The sequence below is a fragment of the Sphingomonas molluscorum genome, assembly GCF_039522995.1.
Taxonomy (GTDB): domain Bacteria; phylum Pseudomonadota; class Alphaproteobacteria; order Sphingomonadales; family Sphingomonadaceae; genus Sphingomonas; species Sphingomonas molluscorum.
In genome coordinates this window covers 73,049-91,795 of record NZ_BAAAEL010000011.1, presented here as the reverse complement: position 1 = coordinate 91,795, position 18,747 = coordinate 73,049, and the positions used below count along the sequence as shown (strand labels likewise).

The window sequence follows — 18,747 nt, the reverse complement described above, 5'->3', positions numbered from 1 at the left end:
GTTTCCAATAGCCATGCCTGCGAAATGCTGAGGATGTTCTGTCGATGAGTGGGGAAGAGGCGATCGCACGGGCCTTTGTGGAGGCTCGGCGTGCGGGTGCGGCGCTTCCCATCTATCCGGGCGGGCGCCCGACCTCGCTGGCCACGGCCTATCGCGTGCAGGACCATGCAATCTCCTTGCGTGGCGGTGCCGTCGCCGGGTGGAAGGTGGGCCGCGTTCCGGCGCCCCACAGCGACACGCTGGGCGTGCCGCGGCTCGCAGGGCCGATCTTTGCCGACCAGATCCAGAGCGCCAGCGACGATCCGGCGGCGCTGCCGGTGATCGCGGGCGGCTTTGCCGCGGTGGAAGCCGAATATCTGCTGCGCATCGGCCATTCGCCACGCCCGGGTACGCAGCGGATCTCACTGGAGGAAGCCGTCGAGCTGGTCGACGCGGTGCATGTCGGGTTCGAGATCGCGAGTTCGCCCTATGCGGGGATTAATGCGGACGGACCGCTGGTCACGATCAGCGACTTCGGCAATCATAACGCATTGCTGATCGGCGCGCCGGTGGCGGACTGGTCGAGCCGGGCCTTTGAGGACTGGCAGGTTGCGACCTTCGTCGACGGCACCTGCGTCGGTGAGGCGAGCGCGCGCACCATGCTCGATGGCCCGTTCGGAGCCGTCGCGTTCCTGGTCGAGAGTCTGGCTGCGCGCGGTCGGACGCTGGAGCCGGGGCAATGGGTCTCCTCAGGCGCGGTGACCGGCGTCCACCAGGTGGCGGTCGGGGCACGGGTCGAGGCGCGGTTTGGAACACTTCGGGTGAGCGGCACGATAGAGGCCGCCGCCCGGCAGGAGAGTATGTCGGAGACGAAGCATGGAGAACGGACGGGCTGATCCGATTGCAGGCGCGGTAGCGCGGGCGGGTCGCTATCGTTGGGGGATCGTCGCGCTCCTGTTCACGGCGACGGTGATCAACTACGTCGATCGGCAGATGATCGGCGTGCTCAAGCCGACGCTGTCGGCGGACCTCGGCTGGAGCGAGACCGACTTCGCCGACGTGATCTTCTTTTTCCAGTTCGCCTATGCGATCGGCTATCTGGGCTTCGGCCGGATCATGGACGTGATCGGCGCGCGCTTCGGCTATGCCATCGCCTTTGTCATCTGGCAGATCGCACACATCGCCCATGGCGGCGCGTACAGCGTCACCCAATTCGCCATTGCCCGCTTCGGCCTGGGCCTGGGTGAATCCGGCAATTTCCCCGCGAGCATCAAGGCGGTCACCGAGTGGTTCCCGGCGCGCGAACGGGCACTGGCGATCGGCGTGTTCAACGCCGGCGCCAATGTGGGCGCGATCATCACGCCGCTGGTGGTTCCGATCATCACTGTCACCTATGGCTGGCGCGCGGCGTTCATCATCACCGGCTTGGTCAGCCTGCTGTGGCTGGTCGCCTGGCTGATGATGTATCGACGCCCCAGTGAGCACCCCAAGGTGACCAATGAGGAGCGCGCCTGGATCGAGCAGGATCCGGCCGATCCGGTGACGGCGATCCCGTGGAAGCGGCTGATCCGCGTGCGCGAGACTTGGGCCTATGCGCTGGGCAAGTTCTTCATCGACCCGATCTGGTGGTTCTTCCTGTTCTGGCTGCCGGGCTATCTGGGCGAACGCTATGACCTGGACCTGCTGAGCTTCGGGCCGCCGCTGGTCGCCATTTATCTGCTGTCCGATCTGGGCAGCGTCGCGGGCGGCTGGCTGTCGGGCCGGTTCATCAACGCGGGCAAGAGCGTCAACTACGCGCGCAAGATGACCATGTTCATCTGCGCCTGCGCGGTGGTGCCCGTGTTCTTTGCCCAGTCGATCGACAATCTGTGGCTGGCGGTGCTGGTGATCGGCGTTGCGACCGCGGCGCACCAGGCGTTCTCGGCCAACCTCTACACCCTCCCGTCCGACCTGTTCCCGCGTGCGGCGGTGGGTTCGGTGGTCGGCATCGGCGGCACCGTGGGCGCAATCGGCGGCATGCTGATGGCCAAGTACGCAGGCTATGTCCTCGACAGCATCGGCAGCTATGTGCCGCTGTTCGCGGTGGCGGGCTCGGCCTATTTCCTGGCGCTGCTGTGCGTCCACCTGCTGTCGCCCAAGCTGGCGCGCGCGCAGGAAGTCTGAAGGCAGGCGCGGGCGGCGCACGCACGCCGCCCGCTGCCGCACCCCCAAGCTGGAGAAGTGCGATGGGATTGAGCAGGCGCGACGCGCTGGGGACGGCGTTTGCCGGCGGTGCAGCGGCAATGCTGGGCGGAACGCCCGTACGGGCAGCGGCACCTGAGGCTTGCGACGCGGGTCCGGCCACGGATTGGAAGCGGGGCTTCGACAACCAGCGGATCGCGGACCTGGGCGACGGGAGATTCCTGAACCCGCTGCTGGCCGGCGACCATCCCGATCCGGCCATCCTGAAGGATGGGCGCGATTACTACATGACCTTCTCCAGCTTCGACAGCTATCCCGGGCTGACGATCTGGCACAGCCGCGACCTGGTGAACTGGCAGCCGCGCAAGGCCGCCCTCAACCGCAACATCGGATCGGTGTGGGCGGTGAGCCTGGAAAAGCACAAGGGGCGGTATTTCCTCTACATCCCGGTCAAGGCCGAGCCGAACGACATCTATGTCAGCTGGGCCGATCACATCGACGGGCCGTGGTCCGATCCCAAGTCGCTGGGGCTGCACGAGCATATCGACCCGTGCCATGCGGTGGCCGAGGATGGTTCGCGCTGGCTGTTTCTGTCGGGCGGCGACCGCATCCGGCTGTCGGACGACGGGCTGTCGACCGTTGGCAAGGTCGAGCATGTCTATGACCCCTGGCGCTATCCGGACGAGTGGGACGTCGAGAGCTTCTCGCCCGAGGGCCCCAAGATCGTGCGGCACGGCGGCTGGTATTACCAGCTCACCGCGGTCGGCGGGACGGCGGGACCGCCCACCGGACACATGGTGATCGTGGCCCGATCGCGCTCGCTCCACGGGCCGTGGGAGAATGATCCGACCAATCCAGTAGTGCGGACCGAGGATGTATCGGAGCGCTGGTGGTCACGCGGCCATGCGAGCCTGGTCGAGGCGCCGGACGGGAGCTGGTGGTCGGTGTACCACGGGTTCGAGAACGGGTTCTGGACGCTGGGGCGGCAGGCGCTGCTGGACCCGATTGAATGGACCGCCGATGGCTGGTTCCGGATGAAGGGCGGGGACCTGTCGCAGCCGATCGCCAAGCCGAAGGGCGGGACGGCGCTGCAGCATGGGCAGCCGCTGTCGGACGATTTTCGCACCCTGCAGCTGGGGGCGAAGTGGAATTTCTTTCAGCCCGGACCGGACGAGGCCGCTCGGGCGCGGGTGGAGAATGGCACGCTGGTGTTGAAGGCGACCGGCAAGGCTCCAAGCGACTCCTCGCCGCTGATGCTGATCGCGGGCGACCGGGCGTACCAGTTCGAATGCACGATCGAGATCGCAGCCGGCGGGACTGCGGGGCTGGTGCTGTTCTATGACGACAAGCTCTATTGTGGGCTTGGCTTCGACGAGACCCGGTTCGTGACGCACCAGTACGGGATCGAGCGCGGGCGGCCGGCGAACCCCTATGGCCGGCGCCTGCGGATGCGGGTGGCGAACAAGGAGCACATCGTGGCCATCCACCTGAGCGGCGATGACGGGCGAACGTGGAAGCGTTTCGACCGCGGGATGGAGGTGTCGGGGTACCACCATAATGTGCGGGGCGGGTTCCTGATGCTGCGCCCAGGGCTGTATTCGGCCGGGACGGGCGAAGCACGGTTCCGGGATTTCCGGTATCGGGCGTTGTAGGGGACGGAACCGGGTTCCGCCGGGCCCGGGAGCCCGGTGAGGGCTAGAAGCGGGCTACTCTTCTTCTTGTACCCCGGCGGAGGCCGGGGTCCAGTTGCGGTGCAGTGGCGATCGGTGCGCGTTCTTCCGGGGCCTTCCCGACTGGGCCCCGGCCTTCGCCGGGGTACGGGAGTGGTTCAGGCCAGGCGCTTCCAGTCACCATAGGCTTCGGTGCGCATGCGGCCGTGGCGGAGCATGGCCTGGTGGAACGCCACGCGCCTCGCAACCGGTACGCGGGCAGCGGTGTCGGCGAGGTCCAGCCAGGCCATGGCCTCTGCGGCACGGGTGGCGGGTTCCTTGGCGATGCGGGGCAGGTCGATCTCGAACGGGGCGAAATAGCCGGGCTCGCCTTGCCAGACGATCAGTTGTGCACGGGCCTGGTCGATGCTCCATCCGTCCAGGTGGATGCCGAGGTCGGCGAGGCCGCGGGTGACGCGGAACAACAGCCAGTGGATGTGACCGAGCTCGCCAAGCGGGTCGCCCTTGTAGACGCCGTCGGCGGCGGCGAGCTGTTCGGCATACATCCCCCACGCCTCGGCATAGGAGGGGGCGTAGCGCAGGCGCAGCGGATGGGGGTGGGCAAGCACCTCCATCGGCATCTGCGTCATGTGGCCCGGGAGCAGCTCGTGGTGGACGGCGCCCGTCAGGCTCCAGCTCGGGCGGCGGGCGATATCCTTGAGGTCGACGACGTAGGCGCCGGGCTTTCCCGGGGTCGGCAGCTCGCGATAGCCGCCGCGGCCGGCGGCGAGTTCGGCGGGTGAGAGCCGGCGTGCCGTGACGTCGAGGCAGAAGGGCGGGACGGGGCCGAGCAGCGCGGGGACGCGCGCGCGCGCGGCGTCGAGCACGCGGTTCATGTCGGCGGTGGCTCGGTCGCGGCCGGCGCCGCTGTCTGGATAGTGCCATTGCGGGTCGGCGAAGAGGGCGCGGTAGCGCTCGCCGATCGCGCCTCGCGTCCGGCCGAGGCCGCGGAACAGCCGGTCGGCGCGCGCGGTGAGGTGCTCGAGCTCGCGCGTCAGCCGCTCGCGGGTGCGTTCGGGCGTGACGTTGCTGCCGCTGCGTTGCTGGAGGAGAAGGGCGTAGCGCTCGGTACCGGTGGCGGTAGCGAGCTTCGCGTCGGTCGCGAGCCCGGCGCGGGCGGTGAGCAGGTCGAGGCGCTGGCCGGGCGGGAGCGTCCGGGCGTCGAAGCCCGCGAGGTGCGCGGGGTCGCCGTCCTTCTCGGCCGCGTCCAGGGCGGCGCGAAGGTCGGCCCGGCCCCCGAGCGCGAGTGCCGGGGTGGCGAGGACGCCAAGCCCGGCCAGCACGGTGCGCCGTGTCGCCTTCATTTCCGCACGAGCCCGGCGAGCGGGACCTGGTTGTTCTGGCGTGTCACCTCCGGAGCATCGCCGGGAAGGGCGATGCGGACCGAAAGGGTGGCAGGATCGACGCCGCCGGGGATGCTCAGGCGCACGATGGCGGTCTTGGGCGTGAGGTCGGTTGGGGCGGCGAGCGCGGGCACGGCGGCGCGGGCGACCTCGTGGCCGGCGCCGTCGACCAGCGTCACTGCGCCGCCGGCCACAGGTTGCGAGCCGAGGCTGTGGACCGTCACGGACACGCGGCGGCCCTGTACGATCACGTCGTCGGTGCCGATGCCGAGGTCGGGGCGCTGCTCGACCGGGCCGCTCGCCTGATCGAGGGTGAAGTCGAGCACGGTGGTGGTGCCGGGCGCGAAGGTCACCTCGGTCGAAGCGCTGCGCTCGAGGGTGAGCTGGCGGCTGTCGGCGGGGGTGAGGGTGGTGCCGCCGTCGCTGCTGGTGGCGGCCTTCATCGTCCAGGTGCCGGCGGTTACCGTCCACCCGGTCATGGTCGCGCGCTGGGGCTGGTTGGTGGTGTTGTAGGCGATGACGCGGAAGGCGTCGGGCTTGGGGTTGGGAACGAGGATCGCGACCTGGGTCGCGGCCTCGGGCTGGTCGAAGCGCCAGCTGACCGTGTTGCCGGGCCAGGTCTGGTTGCGACGCAGGGCAATGCCGCCCAGGCGCTCGCGTTGCAGGATCTCGTTGGGCTGGTCGACGCGATCGGACCACCAGTGCCCTTCGGTGTACATGTACATGTGCTGCGCCTTGTCGGCGACGGCGTCGGCGTGGAGGCGTTCGAGCCAACTGCGATCGCCGGTCGCGGCCCAGGCGCTGTAGAGCGCGAAGGGATCGCCCGAAGCCTCGGCCTTGGCCGGTGCGGTTGCGAGGAGCTGGCCGCCTATCGGGAGGGCGTGAAAGGCGTTCTCATTGAACTCGGCGAGCGCGCCGAGCCCGGCTTTCGCGAGGCGCATTTCGATCGGCCGGAGGTATTTCGCGTCGCCGGTGAAGCGCCAGGATGCCCAGGCGGACTGGAGCGGGGTGGTGGCGCCGCCGCCGTCGCCGACGCGAGTGGCATCGGTGCGCCAGTTGACCTCGTTGGGATAGCTCCAGTTGCCGTCCGCTCCTTGGGTGCCGTGCGCCATCAGGCCGTCGACGACGCCGGTCACCAGATCGCGTGCGGCGGGGCTGGCGTTGTAGAGGCCGAGCAGGATCGGGCCGTGGAGGACCGTGAAGCTGTAGGGTTTCTGCCACTCGAACGCGCCCTCGCGGTAGACCTTGCGGGCGCCGTACCAGTTCGAGGAAAAATGGAGATGGCCGGCGGGGTTGCGGGTGATGATGCCGCCGAGCGCCTTGGTCGTGGCCATGATCCGCTCGACCGTGCGCGGCTCGCCCCAGTTGAGGTAGAGGCGTTCGGCGTCGGCGTTGAGGCCTTCCTCATAGGCGTGGAGCTCGTCGGTGGTGAGGACGCCCAGACCGTTCTCGATCATGCCGTTCCTGTAGACGGCCTCGTCCAGCGCGCGCAGCGACGCGTTGATCTTGTCGGGATCGACGCCCATCAGCGCTAGGCCGGGCCATTGCTGGGTGAGGTCCGTGTCGTCGGAGATGCCGCCGCCGAAGTCGCCGTACGGCACCTGGCGCTCGTCGATCCACCAGTTCACGAAGGGGCGGGCGAGCTTCAGGTCCTCAAGCTGTCGGAACGCCCAGAGCGGCACGCCCGCGCGCGGCTGCGGCTGGGTGAAGGCCGGCATGTTCTCGGGGCGGTAGTTGATGTCCGCCCAGTAGCGCCGCGCCTCCGCATGGTCGGGATCGACGCGCAGCAGGTCAGAGATGTCGGCGAATAGGCGGCGATAGAGGCCGGCGTTCTTGGAGGCGGTGTGCTCCTCGACCAGGAAGCCCCAATTGTCCTTCACCTGGTTGAAGCGGTCGGCGACATGCTCGCGGGCGGCCTCGGCGCGATCCTTGAAGACGAGGCGCAGCTTGGCACCGTTCAGCGCATCGGCGCTGAAATTGGGAGCTGCGGACGCGATCGTAAGATAGAGGCTGTCGTTGGTGAGGATGCGGTCGCGCAGGTCCAACCACAGCGTGCGCGCCTCGCCCGGGCGGACCGAGACCTGTACGTCGATCATCTGGCGATCGGGCCAGATCGGATCGTGGACGGTGATGCTGAGCGGGATCAGGCCCTTGGCGTCAGGTTTCAGCTGCATCGCCGGCAGGTCGATGGCGATGCCATCGAGCCCGGCGTGGAGGTTCTGCCAGCCATAGTCCCAGGCGCGCGCCAGCGGCCTGTCCGGAAAGGCGTCGCCGAAGTTGGAGGGAACCAGCAGGTGGACGATCGGGCGGGCATCGGCGCGGCGCACGGCAGCGCCGGTCTCGGCCGAGCTGCCGGCACCCACCGCCGTCTTGATCCCGCCGGCCGGCATGGCGACGGCGGTGGCCTGCTCGTCGGGGGCATAGCGGCCCGCCACATAGGCGTTGAGCGCGGAAAGGGCGGGGAGCCGCGACGATGCCCTGGCATCGACGACATAATCGAGGCTGAACAGGCCCTTGGCCGGCGTTCCTGCCGTGACGTTGTAGGCCCAGATCTCCTGGATGGGCTGTTCCTGCATCACGTTTGTGAAGCGCAGGCGCCCGCCTGTCTTCGTGGCGAAGCTGTCGCTGGTGCGGACCACGCCTTGGGGCCGCTTGGCCAGCGTCGCATAGTCGCCGCCGTCGGGCGCATAGGCGAGCGTGCCGTATGCGGCGCCGCGGATGGCAACGCGGTTGAAGCGCTCGCCCGCGGGGACGGCGAGGTCATAGGTCTTGCCGCCCTCGACATAGACGTTCCAGTCGGGGAGCTGGAAATAGTCGTCGCGGCCGGGGAGCTTCGATCGGTTGTAGACGCCGGGCCAGGTCGTCTCCGGGATGCCGTCGACGCCCTTCCACATCCACTGCTTCAGGTCCTTCGCGTCGGCGAACTCGACCTTGCGGATGGTGGTGGCGGAGTCGGTGAGGACGGGCGGGCTCTGCCGGTCCCAGCCATAGCGGTGGAGCCAGGCGGTCCGACGGGCGGCGGCATCGTCGGCCGGGGGTGCGGCGGGCTCCTGCTTGGCGGCGAGCGCCGTCACGCCGGTGGCGCCGAGCATGCGATCATAGACACGCAGGTCGTCCACGTCGGAACCACGCATGAAATTATAGCGGCTCTGCACCTGGTGGGGCGAGATCACGCGGCCGGCGAGACCGAACTGGTCGAGGCCGGAGTCGAGATCGGCAGTCTGGCGTTTGGCGGCGACTTCGCGTCCGTCGACATAGAGGCGGACGCCCACCGTTTCGTCCCAGGCGAAGGCGAGGTGGTGCCAGGCGTTGGGATCCTGGATTTCCGGGATGGTGTAGGAGACGCGGATGCGCGCGAGGTTGGCGTCGGTGACAAAGGCGTCGAAGCCGTGGCCGTTCCAGTCGATGCGCAGGAACGCCATGTCCCAGCTGGTGTGATCGGCAAATCCGGTGCGGAAGATCACGAAGGGGACGTCGTTCAAGGGATCGCGCGCACGCCACCAGAAGGCGAGGGTGCCGCGTTCGGCGCGCATGTTGCCGGGTGCCTTCCAGGCGACGTAGCCCGCGTCCGACCAGCGCGCCGCGCCGCCGATGGCGCCATCGGCGACGGTGCTCATGCCGCTGCGGAAGTTGGGCACCGGGTCGCCGGCTGCGTGCTCGGCGGTGAAGCCGGTGTCGAGGGTGGCGTGGAAGATCAGGCTCTGGTCGGCGGCAGGTGCCTGGGTCTGGGCTGCGGCCGGGACGGCGAGGAGGGCGACGGCGAGGGCCAGCGCGGAAACGGGGGAACGGGTCATTCTCTCTCCTCGGGCCGGCGGAGGTGCGGGGTGGTCCCCGTCTGTTTGGCCGGTGGCGGTAGTTCTACAGTGGCAGGTCAGGGCGGCGAGCGGGAAGTTTCAGGCGGACTTGTACCCCGGCGGAGGCCGGGGTCCAGTTGCGGCACGGGTCGAGCGGGAACGCGCTGTTCAGAGGCTTTCCCAACTGGGCCCCGGCCTTCGCCGGGGTACGGGAGGTTGGGGCGGGACGAGCGGGACTTGTCACCGCGCCACGATGGTGCAGGCGGTGGCGAGGCGGTTGTCGAAGCGGACGTCGACGCGGGCGCCGACCGACACCAGGTGGACGCCGGTGACGGCACCGGACGAGATCCAGTCGCCCGGCTGGAGCGCGATGCCGCGGGCGGCGAGCAGCTCGAACAGGAAACGCGCCGCGCCGAAGGGTCCGTCAAGCATGGTGGCGGCGGTGGCGGCGCCGATCGGGGCGCCGTCGATGGTGAGCTCGACCGGCCAGTCCGTGATGTTGGCGTCGCGCCAGTTGTCGATCGCCGGGCCGATCACCAGGCCGTTGTTGTTGCCATAGTCGGAGATGGTGACGGTGGCACCGAGCGCATTGATGCCGGAAAAGGGAGAGCTGGCGATCTCGATGCCCGCGTGGACGGCGTCGATCAGGTCGATCGCCTCCTCCATCGTATAGTGGAGCTTGGCGGGATCGGGCGCAGTGCCGACGCGCAGCAGGAACTCGGCCTCGGCTGCGGCGAAGCCGCCGCGGAATACCGGCATGGCGACCGGCGTTCCGGCGCCCGTGGCGGTGACGATCTGGTCGGCAAAGATCGGGCCGGCGAGGCGGTTCACGCCTTCGATCGGCGGGTCGATCTTGCCGACCTTCCACCCCGCGACGCGGCGGCCGTCGAGCGCGAGGGCGCGATCCTGCACCGCATAGGCCTCTGCCAGCGCAGCGGGGATGGTGCCGGGATAGTGGACGATCGCCATGCCCTCACGGCGCGCTCGCACGAAGGTATCGGCGATGCGTTCGATATTCTGCTGCAATACGGTCGCCACCTGGAGCTCCTCCAATCCAAATCTGATAGCGGTGTCAGCGACACCGGTTCGCGTTCAGCCGAAGCCGTGGGTCTTTGCCCAGCGCGCGAACAGTTCGGGCCAGATCCCCGCCGGCTTGCCCGCCGCACCGCGGATGCCGAAGCCGTGGCCGCCCTCGGTAAACAGGTGCGTCTCCACCGGTACGCCCGCGCGCTTGAGAGCGGCGCGCAGCGCGAGGCTGTTTTCGGCCGGCACCGTCGCGTCATCCTCGGCATGGACCAGGAAGCAGGGCGGGGTGGTGGCACGGACGTTGTCCTCGGGGCTGTGCGCAGCTTCGAGCGCGGGCGTGGGGTTGGCGCCAAGCAGTTGCTTGCGCGATCCGCCGTGGGCGAAGGGGAGGCGCATCGACTGCACGGCGTAGATCGGGGCGGCAATGTCGGGACGGGCGCTCAGCCGGTCCGCGGCATCCACCGGCGCATAGACGCGCGCATCGTAGCGGGTGGCGAGGTCGCCGCAGACGTGGCCGCCGGCGGAAAAGCCCATCGCGGCGACGCGATCCGGACGGATGCCGTAGCTCTGCGCACGCGAGCGGATGAGGCGCATCGCCCGCTGGCTGTCCTGGAGCGGGGTGTCGGGACCCGCCGCCCAGCCATCGCCTGGCAGGCGGTAGAAGAGCACGAACACGGTCCACCCCCGCTCTGCGAGCCAGCGGCCGATCTCGAAGCCTTCCTTGTCGAGGACGACGCGGACATAGCCGCCGCCAGGCGCCACCATCAGCGCCGAGCCGTTAGGCTTGCGCGGACGGAACACAACGAGGCGCGGGCGGTGGGTGCCGGTCACGGCGCGGTCGGAAAGGGCGGGATCCTTGCTGCGTTCCTCGATCCGCTCCACCGGCAGCGTGGCGGGGGTGCCGGGAGCGCCGTTCGGCCACAGCTCGAGGACCTCGGTGGGATCGGGGGACGTGCCCCGGGCGGGCGGGGTGGGTTGCTGGGCCCGCGCGGAGCCTGCGGCGGCCGCGGCCATCACGGAGCCGAGCGCGGCCAGCGTCTGTCGCCGATCGATCATGCAGAATTCCCGCGGAAGAAAAGAAGGGCGCCCCAAGGGAGGGGAGCGGGGCGCCCGGGACGACCTACATCTTGAACCGGCCGCCGATCAGGAATGTCCGCCCGAAGTGGTTGGACTCGTAGTTGCGCTTCGCGTCGATATCGACCCACCGATCGCGATATTCGTCGGTCAGGTTGGTGCCTTCCAGCGACAGCTCGAAGCTCGGCGTCACCTTGTACCGGAGCGATGCGTCGACGTTGACCGTCTCGTCATAGCCTTCGAACAGGTTGCCGGTCGCCGAGGCACCGTCGATGTACGGGCTGCGATAGCTGACCGATGCGCGCGCGGAGAACCTCGCATCCTCATAGTAGAGCGTGCCGTTGTAGGCGCGCTTCGACAGGCCGTAGAGCGTCGCGTCCCGGGTGGTGTTGGGAAGCGCGCCGAGCGTGCCGCCGGGGATGGGTGCGCCGGTTGGGCTGACGCCGGGCTGGATCACCTCGGTCGCCGGACCACCTTGCGAATAGCTGGCGCTGGAGTCGACGAAGGTGGCGTTGGCGAGGAAACCGAAGTTCTTGAGGAAGCCCGGCAGGAAGGTGAAGCTCGCCTGGAGCGAGATTTCCATGCCCTTCAACGACGCACCCTCGCCATTCACGGGGCCGCTGATCTGCCACAGCTGTCCTTCCGGCGCCTGGGCGGCCGGCGAACTTGCCGGGATCACGCTGAGCGGCAGGCCCGTCGAGGCGAAGGTGCCGCTGCGGGTGCCGGAGACCGGGAAGCTGGCGATGTTCTTCTTGAACAGCGCGACCGAAAACAGCGATTGGGGTGCGAAATAATATTCGGCCGACAGATCGAACGAGGTGGCGCGGAACGGATCGAGCTGCGGATTGCCGAAGTTGACGCGGTAGTTGAACCCGTCGACCGAACCGCCCGGCGTCAGGCTGCCCAGCGACGGCCGGGTGATGACCTTCGAAATGGCGCCGCGCAGGACGATGTCCTCATGCGGGAACAGCGCGACGTTGATCGCCGGCAGCCAGTCGTCATAGCTGCGCTCGACGGTCACGGGCGTATTGGTGGTGACGCCGCCCGCCGTAGCCGAGGTCAGGCCGGTCGACTTCTGCGCAGTGTGTGCATAGCGCATGCCAGCGTTGGCCGCGTAGCGGAGGCCGAACAGGTCGCCTTCCATGTCGAACTGGACATAGCCGCCGGTCACTTCCTCGGAGACGCTGCGGGTGTCCCCGACCAGCACATTGGCGGTGCGATCATAGAGGCCGGTGTAGTTCGCCGCTGCATCGATGTTCGGGATCAGGAACTCGGTGGTGGTGCCGCCGGGCTGACCGGCCTTGCCCAGGTTGAACAGCTCGCCGAGGTTCCCGGCCGGGAAACCGTACACCGCCGTCGGGCCGATGTTGCTGTTGGGCGTGCAGGTGATGGTGCCGAGCACCACGTCGGTGCCGCCGGCGTTCGGGCAGACCACCGCATCGCGCGAGAAGCCCTGGGTATCGAACGAGAAGCGGCGGTACATCGCCCCCGACCTGATCTTCAGCCCCTCCGTCACGTCCCATTCCGTCCGCAGCTGGACGGTGCGGAAGTCGTTGACCGTCTTGGACGGGCGGTCGCGGATCTCCGAGAGCTGGAAGTTGGCCGGATCGGTGACGCTGGTGCCGAAGCTGATCACCGGGCGCTTCATGTTGGTGTAGTCGTAGCTGAAGCCCTGCGCGTCGCGATCGTCGAACACGAAGGTGGTCTCGACCGGGATGGTGGCGTTGGACTTGGAATAGCCGCCCATCAGCGTGAAGCGGAACGTGTCGCTGACATCCTGATCCCAGCTGCCGCCGATCTGGTAGAATTCGGTCTGTGACTCGCGAAGATAATGCTCGGTGCGGACCCAGGCGTCATCGATCGTCGCGGAGATCAGGTTGTTGTTGTCGTCGATCGTATAGTCGCGGACGTTCATCTGCCGCTCGTTGGAGCGCAGCAGCACTTCGCCCCATTTCTCTTCGCGAGTTTCCTTGAAGCGCGAATAGAGCGCGTCGATCGAGACCTTGGTCGCGTCGGTCGGCGCCCATTGCACGCTGCCGGTCAGGCCGAGGCGCTTGCGGTCATGGCGGACCGAGCCGTAGCGGGGGATGCGGGGGTGGAAGGCGAGCCCGACCTGGTCGCAGACGCCGCCGGGGGTGCCGACATAGGTGCCGCCGCGGTTGGGCTGCGTGAAGCAGGGGGTGCCGTCGACCGAATCGAACACGCCCTGGGCCCAGCGCACGGTGTTGTTGCCGAGCTCCAGGTTGTTGGTGCTCTGATAGGCACCGGACACCGCAACCCCGAAGGTGCCCGCGTCGTTCTTGTACGACAGCAGGCCGGCGAGACGCGGACCCCAGTTCTCCGAAAGATCGTTGTACGACGCCTGACCCGAGGCGACGAAGGTGACGCCGGTCTTGCCGGCCAGCGGGTTGCCCGTGTTGAGGTCCACCACGGCGCCGAGCGACCCTTCGTCGAGCGAGGCCTCTGCGGTCTTGTGGACGACGATCGAGTTGAAGAGCTCCGACGCGAACACGTTGAAGTCGAAGGCGCGGTCACGGTTGGAACTGGCGCCGTCGGTGGAGGTGGCGACCGTCTCGAGCCCATTGACGCGGACGCGAGTGAACTGGGCGCCGAGACCGCGCACGGTGATCGCGCGGCCTTCGCCGGCATCGCGCTGGATCGAGATGCCGGGAATGCGCTGCAGCGACTCGGCGAGGTTCTGGTCGGGGAACTTGGCGATGTCTTCCGCCACGATCGCATCGACCGAGGAGACGGTGTTGCGTTTCAGCGCGATCGCGGCGCCGAGCGACTGGCGAAAGCCGGTGACGACGATGTCGCCCCCTGTGTCCGCTTCGGGCGGCGCGACCTGGGCAGCGGGGTCGGGCGTGGCCTGATCGGCCGGCACGATCGCGGTCTGGGCCGGCGACGGATCCTGCTGCGCCGGGGTGCCGGGTGCGACCGGCTCCGGGACCTCGGCGGCTTGGGCGAGGGCCGCCTGCGGAAGCAGCAGTGCGGCGGACATCGCGCCGAGCGAAACGCCGGCCAGGCGCAACGATCCGCGGCACGTACGACGGGACATGGTCATGCGAAATCTCTCCCCTCACGGCCGACGTCTGGCATCGGCAACGATTCCTGACACGCTGTATCGCGCACGGTTCGGGAGGGCGGGCGACAGGCCCGCGTCCGACATCCTCTCGATCCGACGCTTGTCTGGCGCGTCGTTCAACCGGCCTGTTTTGCTCTAGTAACCGGTGTCATAGACATGCGGCCGATCGGAACCGGTGTCAACCGTCTGCCACATGGTGGATTTCAGCTACCCGGCTGGATGTAGGGCACGCGGGCGAACAGCTCGCGCTGCCAGCGGCGGGGCTCGTTCTCCACGCGCGAGCGGGTGTCGAAGATCATGGTGCTGCGCGTCGCCCGATCGTAGCGCGGCCAGTGCGGCAACCCGGCATGGTTCGGGTCACCCGTCTTTGTGAAGGCGACGAAGCTCTCCTGGATGGCTGCCGAGGCCGTGCGCGCATCCGCGGCGGTGCCGGTCTGCGACCCTTGGGCATCGAGCGTGCCGAACACGAGCGGGATGTCCATGGTGTGAAAGGCGCCTCGCCTGGGATCGGTGCGCGATCCGAAGTTGAGCTGATAGACCCATCCGGGCGCGCCACCCCTTGCCCGTTCCTCCGCCTCGATCACCTGGCCGCGCCAGCTGCGCCCGCAGGTGGTGGCGTCGTAGAAGACCTGGGTGGGCGTCCAGCTCGGGAAGTGCTCGCGATATTGCGCGACGACCCATTCGGGCAGGATGTCGATGCGCAGCTCGGGTGCGATGCGATCGGCGACATTGTCCCAGGTGAGCCCCTGCACCTTGGGACTGTCCGGGCTGAGGAAGGCGCGGGTCTCGTCATGCGTATTGCCGAGCAGCATCGGGATGGCGAGGCCCTGAGGATGGGCGTCCGGCCAGAAGGGGTGGCGCGTCAGCCACTTCATGTCCAGCACGGGGCCGAAATAGACACCGCCGCCGAGGATCGGGTCGGTCGCGTCGAGGGCGTCCACGAGCCGTTCGGTGGGCATCGCCAGCAGCGGCTCGAGATTGGTTTCCGTCACGCCGAGCCGCTGCAGATAGGCCCGGGTGCGGGCGGTGGCGTTGAGCGGGCCCGACGCCGTGACCTGCTGTCCGCTCATGGTCGCGGCGCGGTGGAACAGGCCCTTGGCCGCCGGCATCGCCATCATCGTGGCGATCTTGGCGCCGCCGCCGGACTGGCCGAATACCATCACGCAGTTCGGATCGCCCCCAAAGGCGGCGATGTTGTCGCGCACCCATTGCAGGGCGAGGATCAGGTCGAGCTGGCCGAGGTTGCCGCTGTCGGCGAAGCGTGGGTCGAGGCGCGCCAGGTAGAGATAGCCGAAGGCGTTGAGGCGGTGATTGACGGTCACCACCACCACGTCGCCGCGCGCGGCGAGATGATGACCATGCGTCTGCGGATCGGTGACGCTGCCGTTCGAATAGGCACCACCGTGGATGTAGAGCATCACCGGCTTCTTGGCGCCGACGCGCGGCTCTGCGGTCCAGATGTTGAGGAACAGGCAATCCTCGGACCGGGCCTCGTCGCTTTCGGCCTTTTGCGGGCAGATCGGGCCGAAGCGCTGGGCGAGAACTCGGGTCCCGGGCTGGGCGACCGGCACGGCGGCGCGGAAGCGTTCGGCCCGGCCGTAGCGGATGCCGCGAAAGACGTGGACGCCGCCCTCGCGGGTGCCGACGAAGTCGCCGGCGGGCGCGCGCACCATTCCGGCGGGAGCGGCCTTTGCGGCGCCTGCCGCCCACAGGGCCGCGCCGCTTGCCGCCACGCCGGTGAGGGCGCCGCGGCGGGTCCAGCCGTCAGCGGCGGACATCAAGCCCGCCTTGGAGATACGCGTCGAGATCGGCCTGGCGGAAGATGCTCGCGTCGCCCGGCAGCGAATGCTTCAGGGCCGTGAGGGCGAGGCCGGTGTGTGCGGCGGTGTCGAGATCGTCGCCGCGGCGCAGCGCGTGGAGCACGCCTGCCGCAAAGGCGTCGCCGCCGCCGATGCGGTCGACGATGCCGGCGAGTTCCATCTCCTCGGTTTGAGCGGCCCGATCGCGCGCGTCGATGCGCGCGGAGAGCCGGTGGAGGTCGACATGCTCGACGTGGCGGGCCGTGGAGGCGATCATCTGGAGCTTGGGGAAGGCGGCGAAGGCGGCTTCGGCAGCCTCGCGCCGGCGCTCCTCGGCATTGCTCGAGAATGTGCGGTCGAGCAGCAGCGCGATGTCGAGGTGGTTGCCGAACATCAGGTCGGCGTGGGAGACCAGTTCGGTCAGGATGGTACGCGGATCGGAGTCCCAACGCTCCCAGAGCTTGGCCCGATAATTGCCGTCGAACGAGATCGCCACACCACGTGCGGTCGCGGCGCGGACGGCGGCAAGCGCGCTCTCGGCGGGCACCGGGCCAAGCGCCGGGGTGATGCCCGACAGGTGGAGCCGGTCGACGCCGTCGAGCAGCGTGTCCCAATCCCAGGCCTCGGCCGGTGCCTCGGCAAAGGCGGAATGGGCGCGGTCGTAGATGACTTCGGTCGCGCGCATGCCCGCGCCCGAGGTGACGAAATACAGCCCCATGCGGTCGCCGCCGAGCTGGATGCCGCGCGTGTCCACGCCATGCCCGCGCAGCGTGCTGATCGAGGCGCGGCCAAGGTCGTTGTCGGGCAGGCGGCTCGCAAAGGCGACGTCGTGGCCGAGGCGGGCGAGCGCGGTCGCGACATTGGCCTCGGCGCCTGCGACCCACAGGTCGAGCTTGGGCGTCTGGAGCAGCAGTTCCCGTCCCGGCGGGGACATGCGGTACATGATTTCGCCAAAGGCGAGCAGGCGCTGCGTGGCCATCAGCGAGCCAGCCATCCGCCGTCGACGGCGAGGATATGACCCTGGACGTAGTCGGCGGCTCGGCTCGCGAGGAACACGGCGGCGCCGCCGAGATCGGACGGATCGCCCCAACGTCCCGCCGGGATGCGATCGAGGATCGACTTGTTCCGGACTTCGTCCGCCTGGAGTGCGGCGGTGTTGTTGGTCGCGATGTAGCCCGGTGCGATCGCGTTCACGTTAATGCCCTTGGCCGCCCATTCGTTGGCAAGCAGCTTGGTGAGGCCACCGATGCCCGACTTGGATGCGGTATAGCTCGGCACGCGGATGCCGCCCTGGAAGGTCAGCATCGAGGCGATGTTGATGACCTTGCCGCCGCCGTTGGCGATCATGTGGCGGCCGGCGGCCTGGCAGAGGAAGAACACCGACTTGAGATTGGTGTCGATGACCGTGTCCCAATCCTCCTCGGTGAAGTCGACCGCGTCGGCGCGGCGGATGATGCCGGCGTTGTTGACGAGGATATGGAGACCGCCGAGCTTTGCCACCGTCTCCTCGATCACGCGCCCGACCGGCTCGATCGTGGAAAGGTCCGCCGAGACGATCTCTGCCTTGCGGCCGAGCGCGCGCGCCTTGGCGACGGTGTCCTCGGCCGGAGTGCGGCCGACCGCAGCAATGTCGGCCCCGGCTTCTGCAAGCGCGAGGGCGATCGCCTGGCCGATGCCGGTGTTGGCGCCGGTGACGACCGCCACCTTGCCGGAAAGATCGAAGGGATTGGTCATTTGCAACTCCTCCCCTCCCTGGAAGGGAGGGGTCGGGGGTGGGTGCGCGTCGCGAAGCGGCGCGCTCTTGGCTGGCGGAGAGAGCCGAGCCTGGCGGCTCGGAACCCACCCCCAGCCCCTCCCTTCCAGGGAGGGGAGCATAGGAAGTTACGCCAGCTGGCAGATGTCCAGCACGTTCATGTCGGTATAGTCTTGGTTCTCGCCGGCCATCGCCCAGATGAAGGCATAGGCCTTGGTGCCCGCACCCATGTGGATCGACCAGGGCGGCGAGATCACGACTTCCTCGTTGGCGGCGACGATGTGGCGCATCGCTTCGCCCTCACCCATGAAGTGCATGACGCGATCGGTGTCGGGATTGTCGAGTTCGAAGTAGCAATAGATCTCGCTGCGGCGCTCATGGATATGCGGGGGCATGGTGTTCCATACGCTGCCAGGCTTGAGCACGGTCAGGCCCATCACCAGCTGCGCGCTGTCGCACACGCCGGGGATGACGAGCTGATAGATGGTGCGCTCGTTGGATTCCTCCAGGCTGCCGCGCTCCAGCGCCTTCGCGTCGGCGATGCCGAGCTTGCGGGTCTGGAATTCCTTGTGGGCGGGGCAGGACGCCAGATAATAGCGTGCGCCCTGGCCGGCGAACACGACCTCCTTTGCCCCCATGGTGACGTAGAGGCAGTCCTTATTGCCCAGCGTGAACGTCTCGCCGTCGACGGTGACCGTGCCTTCGGTCTTGCCGATGTTGACGATCGCGAGCTCGCGGCGCTCCAGGAAGGGGTGGCCGGCGGCAGACGCGGGCTCGACCTGGTCGGGCAGCTTCACGGGCTCGGCGCCCGGGGCGACGCCGCCGATCACGAAGCGGTCGGCATGGGTGTAGTTGAGCACGCACTCACCCTCGCGGAACAGCCCCTGGATGAGATAGCGGTCGCGCAGTTCCTCGTTGGAGACGCACTCCATCATGTCGGGGTGGGTGGCGTAATAGGTGCGTTCGAACATGGTGGCTCCTCTTGGAACGTCAGGCGGCGCGGT

The 18,747-nt window shown here is 68.4% G+C and carries 12 protein-coding genes; 3 read left to right on the top strand and 9 right to left on the bottom strand.

Annotated elements, in window-relative coordinates; genetic code table 11:
• Positions 1–44: 44 nt before the first annotated feature.
• The 3 genes from ABDZ92_RS12595 (at position 45) to ABDZ92_RS12585 (ending at position 3,812) form a co-directional block, all read left to right on the top strand.
• The gene (locus tag ABDZ92_RS12595; protein ID WP_125961202.1) at positions 45–875 is read left to right on the top strand and encodes a 2-keto-4-pentenoate hydratase; all 831 of its coding nucleotides are present in this window, start codon (positions 45–47) and stop codon (positions 873–875) included.
• Positions 856–2,142, top strand: coding sequence for an MFS transporter (locus ABDZ92_RS12590; RefSeq protein WP_125961204.1), 1,287 nt, complete (start codon positions 856–858; stop codon positions 2,140–2,142). The genes ABDZ92_RS12595 and ABDZ92_RS12590 overlap by 20 nt, the downstream gene beginning before the upstream one ends.
• A 62-nt stretch (positions 2,143–2,204) precedes the next feature.
• On the top strand, positions 2,205–3,812 hold the full coding sequence (locus ABDZ92_RS12585) for a family 43 glycosylhydrolase (RefSeq protein ID WP_125961206.1): 1,608 nt from the start codon (positions 2,205–2,207) through the stop codon (positions 3,810–3,812).
• A gap of 176 nt (positions 3,813–3,988) precedes the next feature.
• Here the strand turns inward: ABDZ92_RS12585 and ABDZ92_RS12580 are convergent, their stop codons facing one another.
• The 9 genes from ABDZ92_RS12580 to kduI all read right to left on the bottom strand — a co-directional run bounded on the left by ABDZ92_RS12580 (position 3,989) and on the right by kduI (position 18,714).
• The gene (locus ABDZ92_RS12580) at positions 3,989–5,173 is read right to left on the bottom strand and encodes a DUF885 family protein (RefSeq protein ID WP_125961207.1); all 1,185 of its coding nucleotides are present in this window, start codon (positions 5,171–5,173) and stop codon (positions 3,989–3,991) included.
• Complete coding sequence (locus ABDZ92_RS12575; RefSeq protein ID WP_125961209.1) at positions 5,170–9,006, bottom strand: LamG-like jellyroll fold domain-containing protein; 3,837 nt, start codon at positions 9,004–9,006, stop codon at positions 5,170–5,172. The genes ABDZ92_RS12580 and ABDZ92_RS12575 overlap by 4 nt, the downstream gene beginning before the upstream one ends.
• Before the next feature lie 240 nt (positions 9,007–9,246).
• A complete protein-coding gene (locus tag ABDZ92_RS12570) occupies positions 9,247–9,975 on the bottom strand; it encodes a 2-keto-4-pentenoate hydratase (RefSeq protein ID WP_125961228.1) in 729 nt (242 codons plus the stop codon).
• 123 nt (positions 9,976–10,098) lie between these two features.
• Entirely contained in the window at positions 10,099–11,088 is a 990-nt protein-coding gene (locus ABDZ92_RS12565; RefSeq protein WP_272695569.1) for an alpha/beta hydrolase, read from the bottom strand.
• Positions 11,089–11,152: 64 nt separating this feature from the next.
• Positions 11,153–14,107 (bottom strand): TonB-dependent receptor, encoded by a 2,955-nt coding sequence (locus ABDZ92_RS12560; protein ID WP_125961211.1) that lies wholly within the window; start codon positions 14,105–14,107, stop codon positions 11,153–11,155.
• A gap of 287 nt (positions 14,108–14,394) precedes the next feature.
• Complete coding sequence (locus tag ABDZ92_RS12555) at positions 14,395–15,969, bottom strand: carboxylesterase/lipase family protein (protein ID WP_125961107.1); 1,575 nt, start codon at positions 15,967–15,969, stop codon at positions 14,395–14,397.
• Positions 15,956–16,969, bottom strand: coding sequence for a sugar kinase (locus ABDZ92_RS12550; RefSeq protein WP_125961108.1), 1,014 nt, complete (start codon positions 16,967–16,969; stop codon positions 15,956–15,958). Before ABDZ92_RS12550 ends, ABDZ92_RS12555 begins: the two co-directional genes overlap by 14 nt.
• Positions 16,969–17,724: a 2-dehydro-3-deoxy-D-gluconate 5-dehydrogenase KduD gene (kduD, locus tag ABDZ92_RS12545; RefSeq protein WP_125961109.1), complete on the bottom strand. Its 756-nt coding sequence runs from the start codon at positions 17,722–17,724 to the stop codon at positions 16,969–16,971. Before kduD ends, ABDZ92_RS12550 begins: the two co-directional genes overlap by 1 nt.
• 147 nt (positions 17,725–17,871) lie before the next feature.
• Positions 17,872–18,714 carry a 5-dehydro-4-deoxy-D-glucuronate isomerase gene (gene kduI, locus ABDZ92_RS12540; RefSeq protein WP_125961110.1) on the bottom strand — a complete coding sequence of 281 codons (843 nt, stop codon included), beginning with the start codon at positions 18,712–18,714 and terminating at the stop codon, positions 17,872–17,874.
• Between the last annotated feature and the right edge of the window lie 33 nt (positions 18,715–18,747).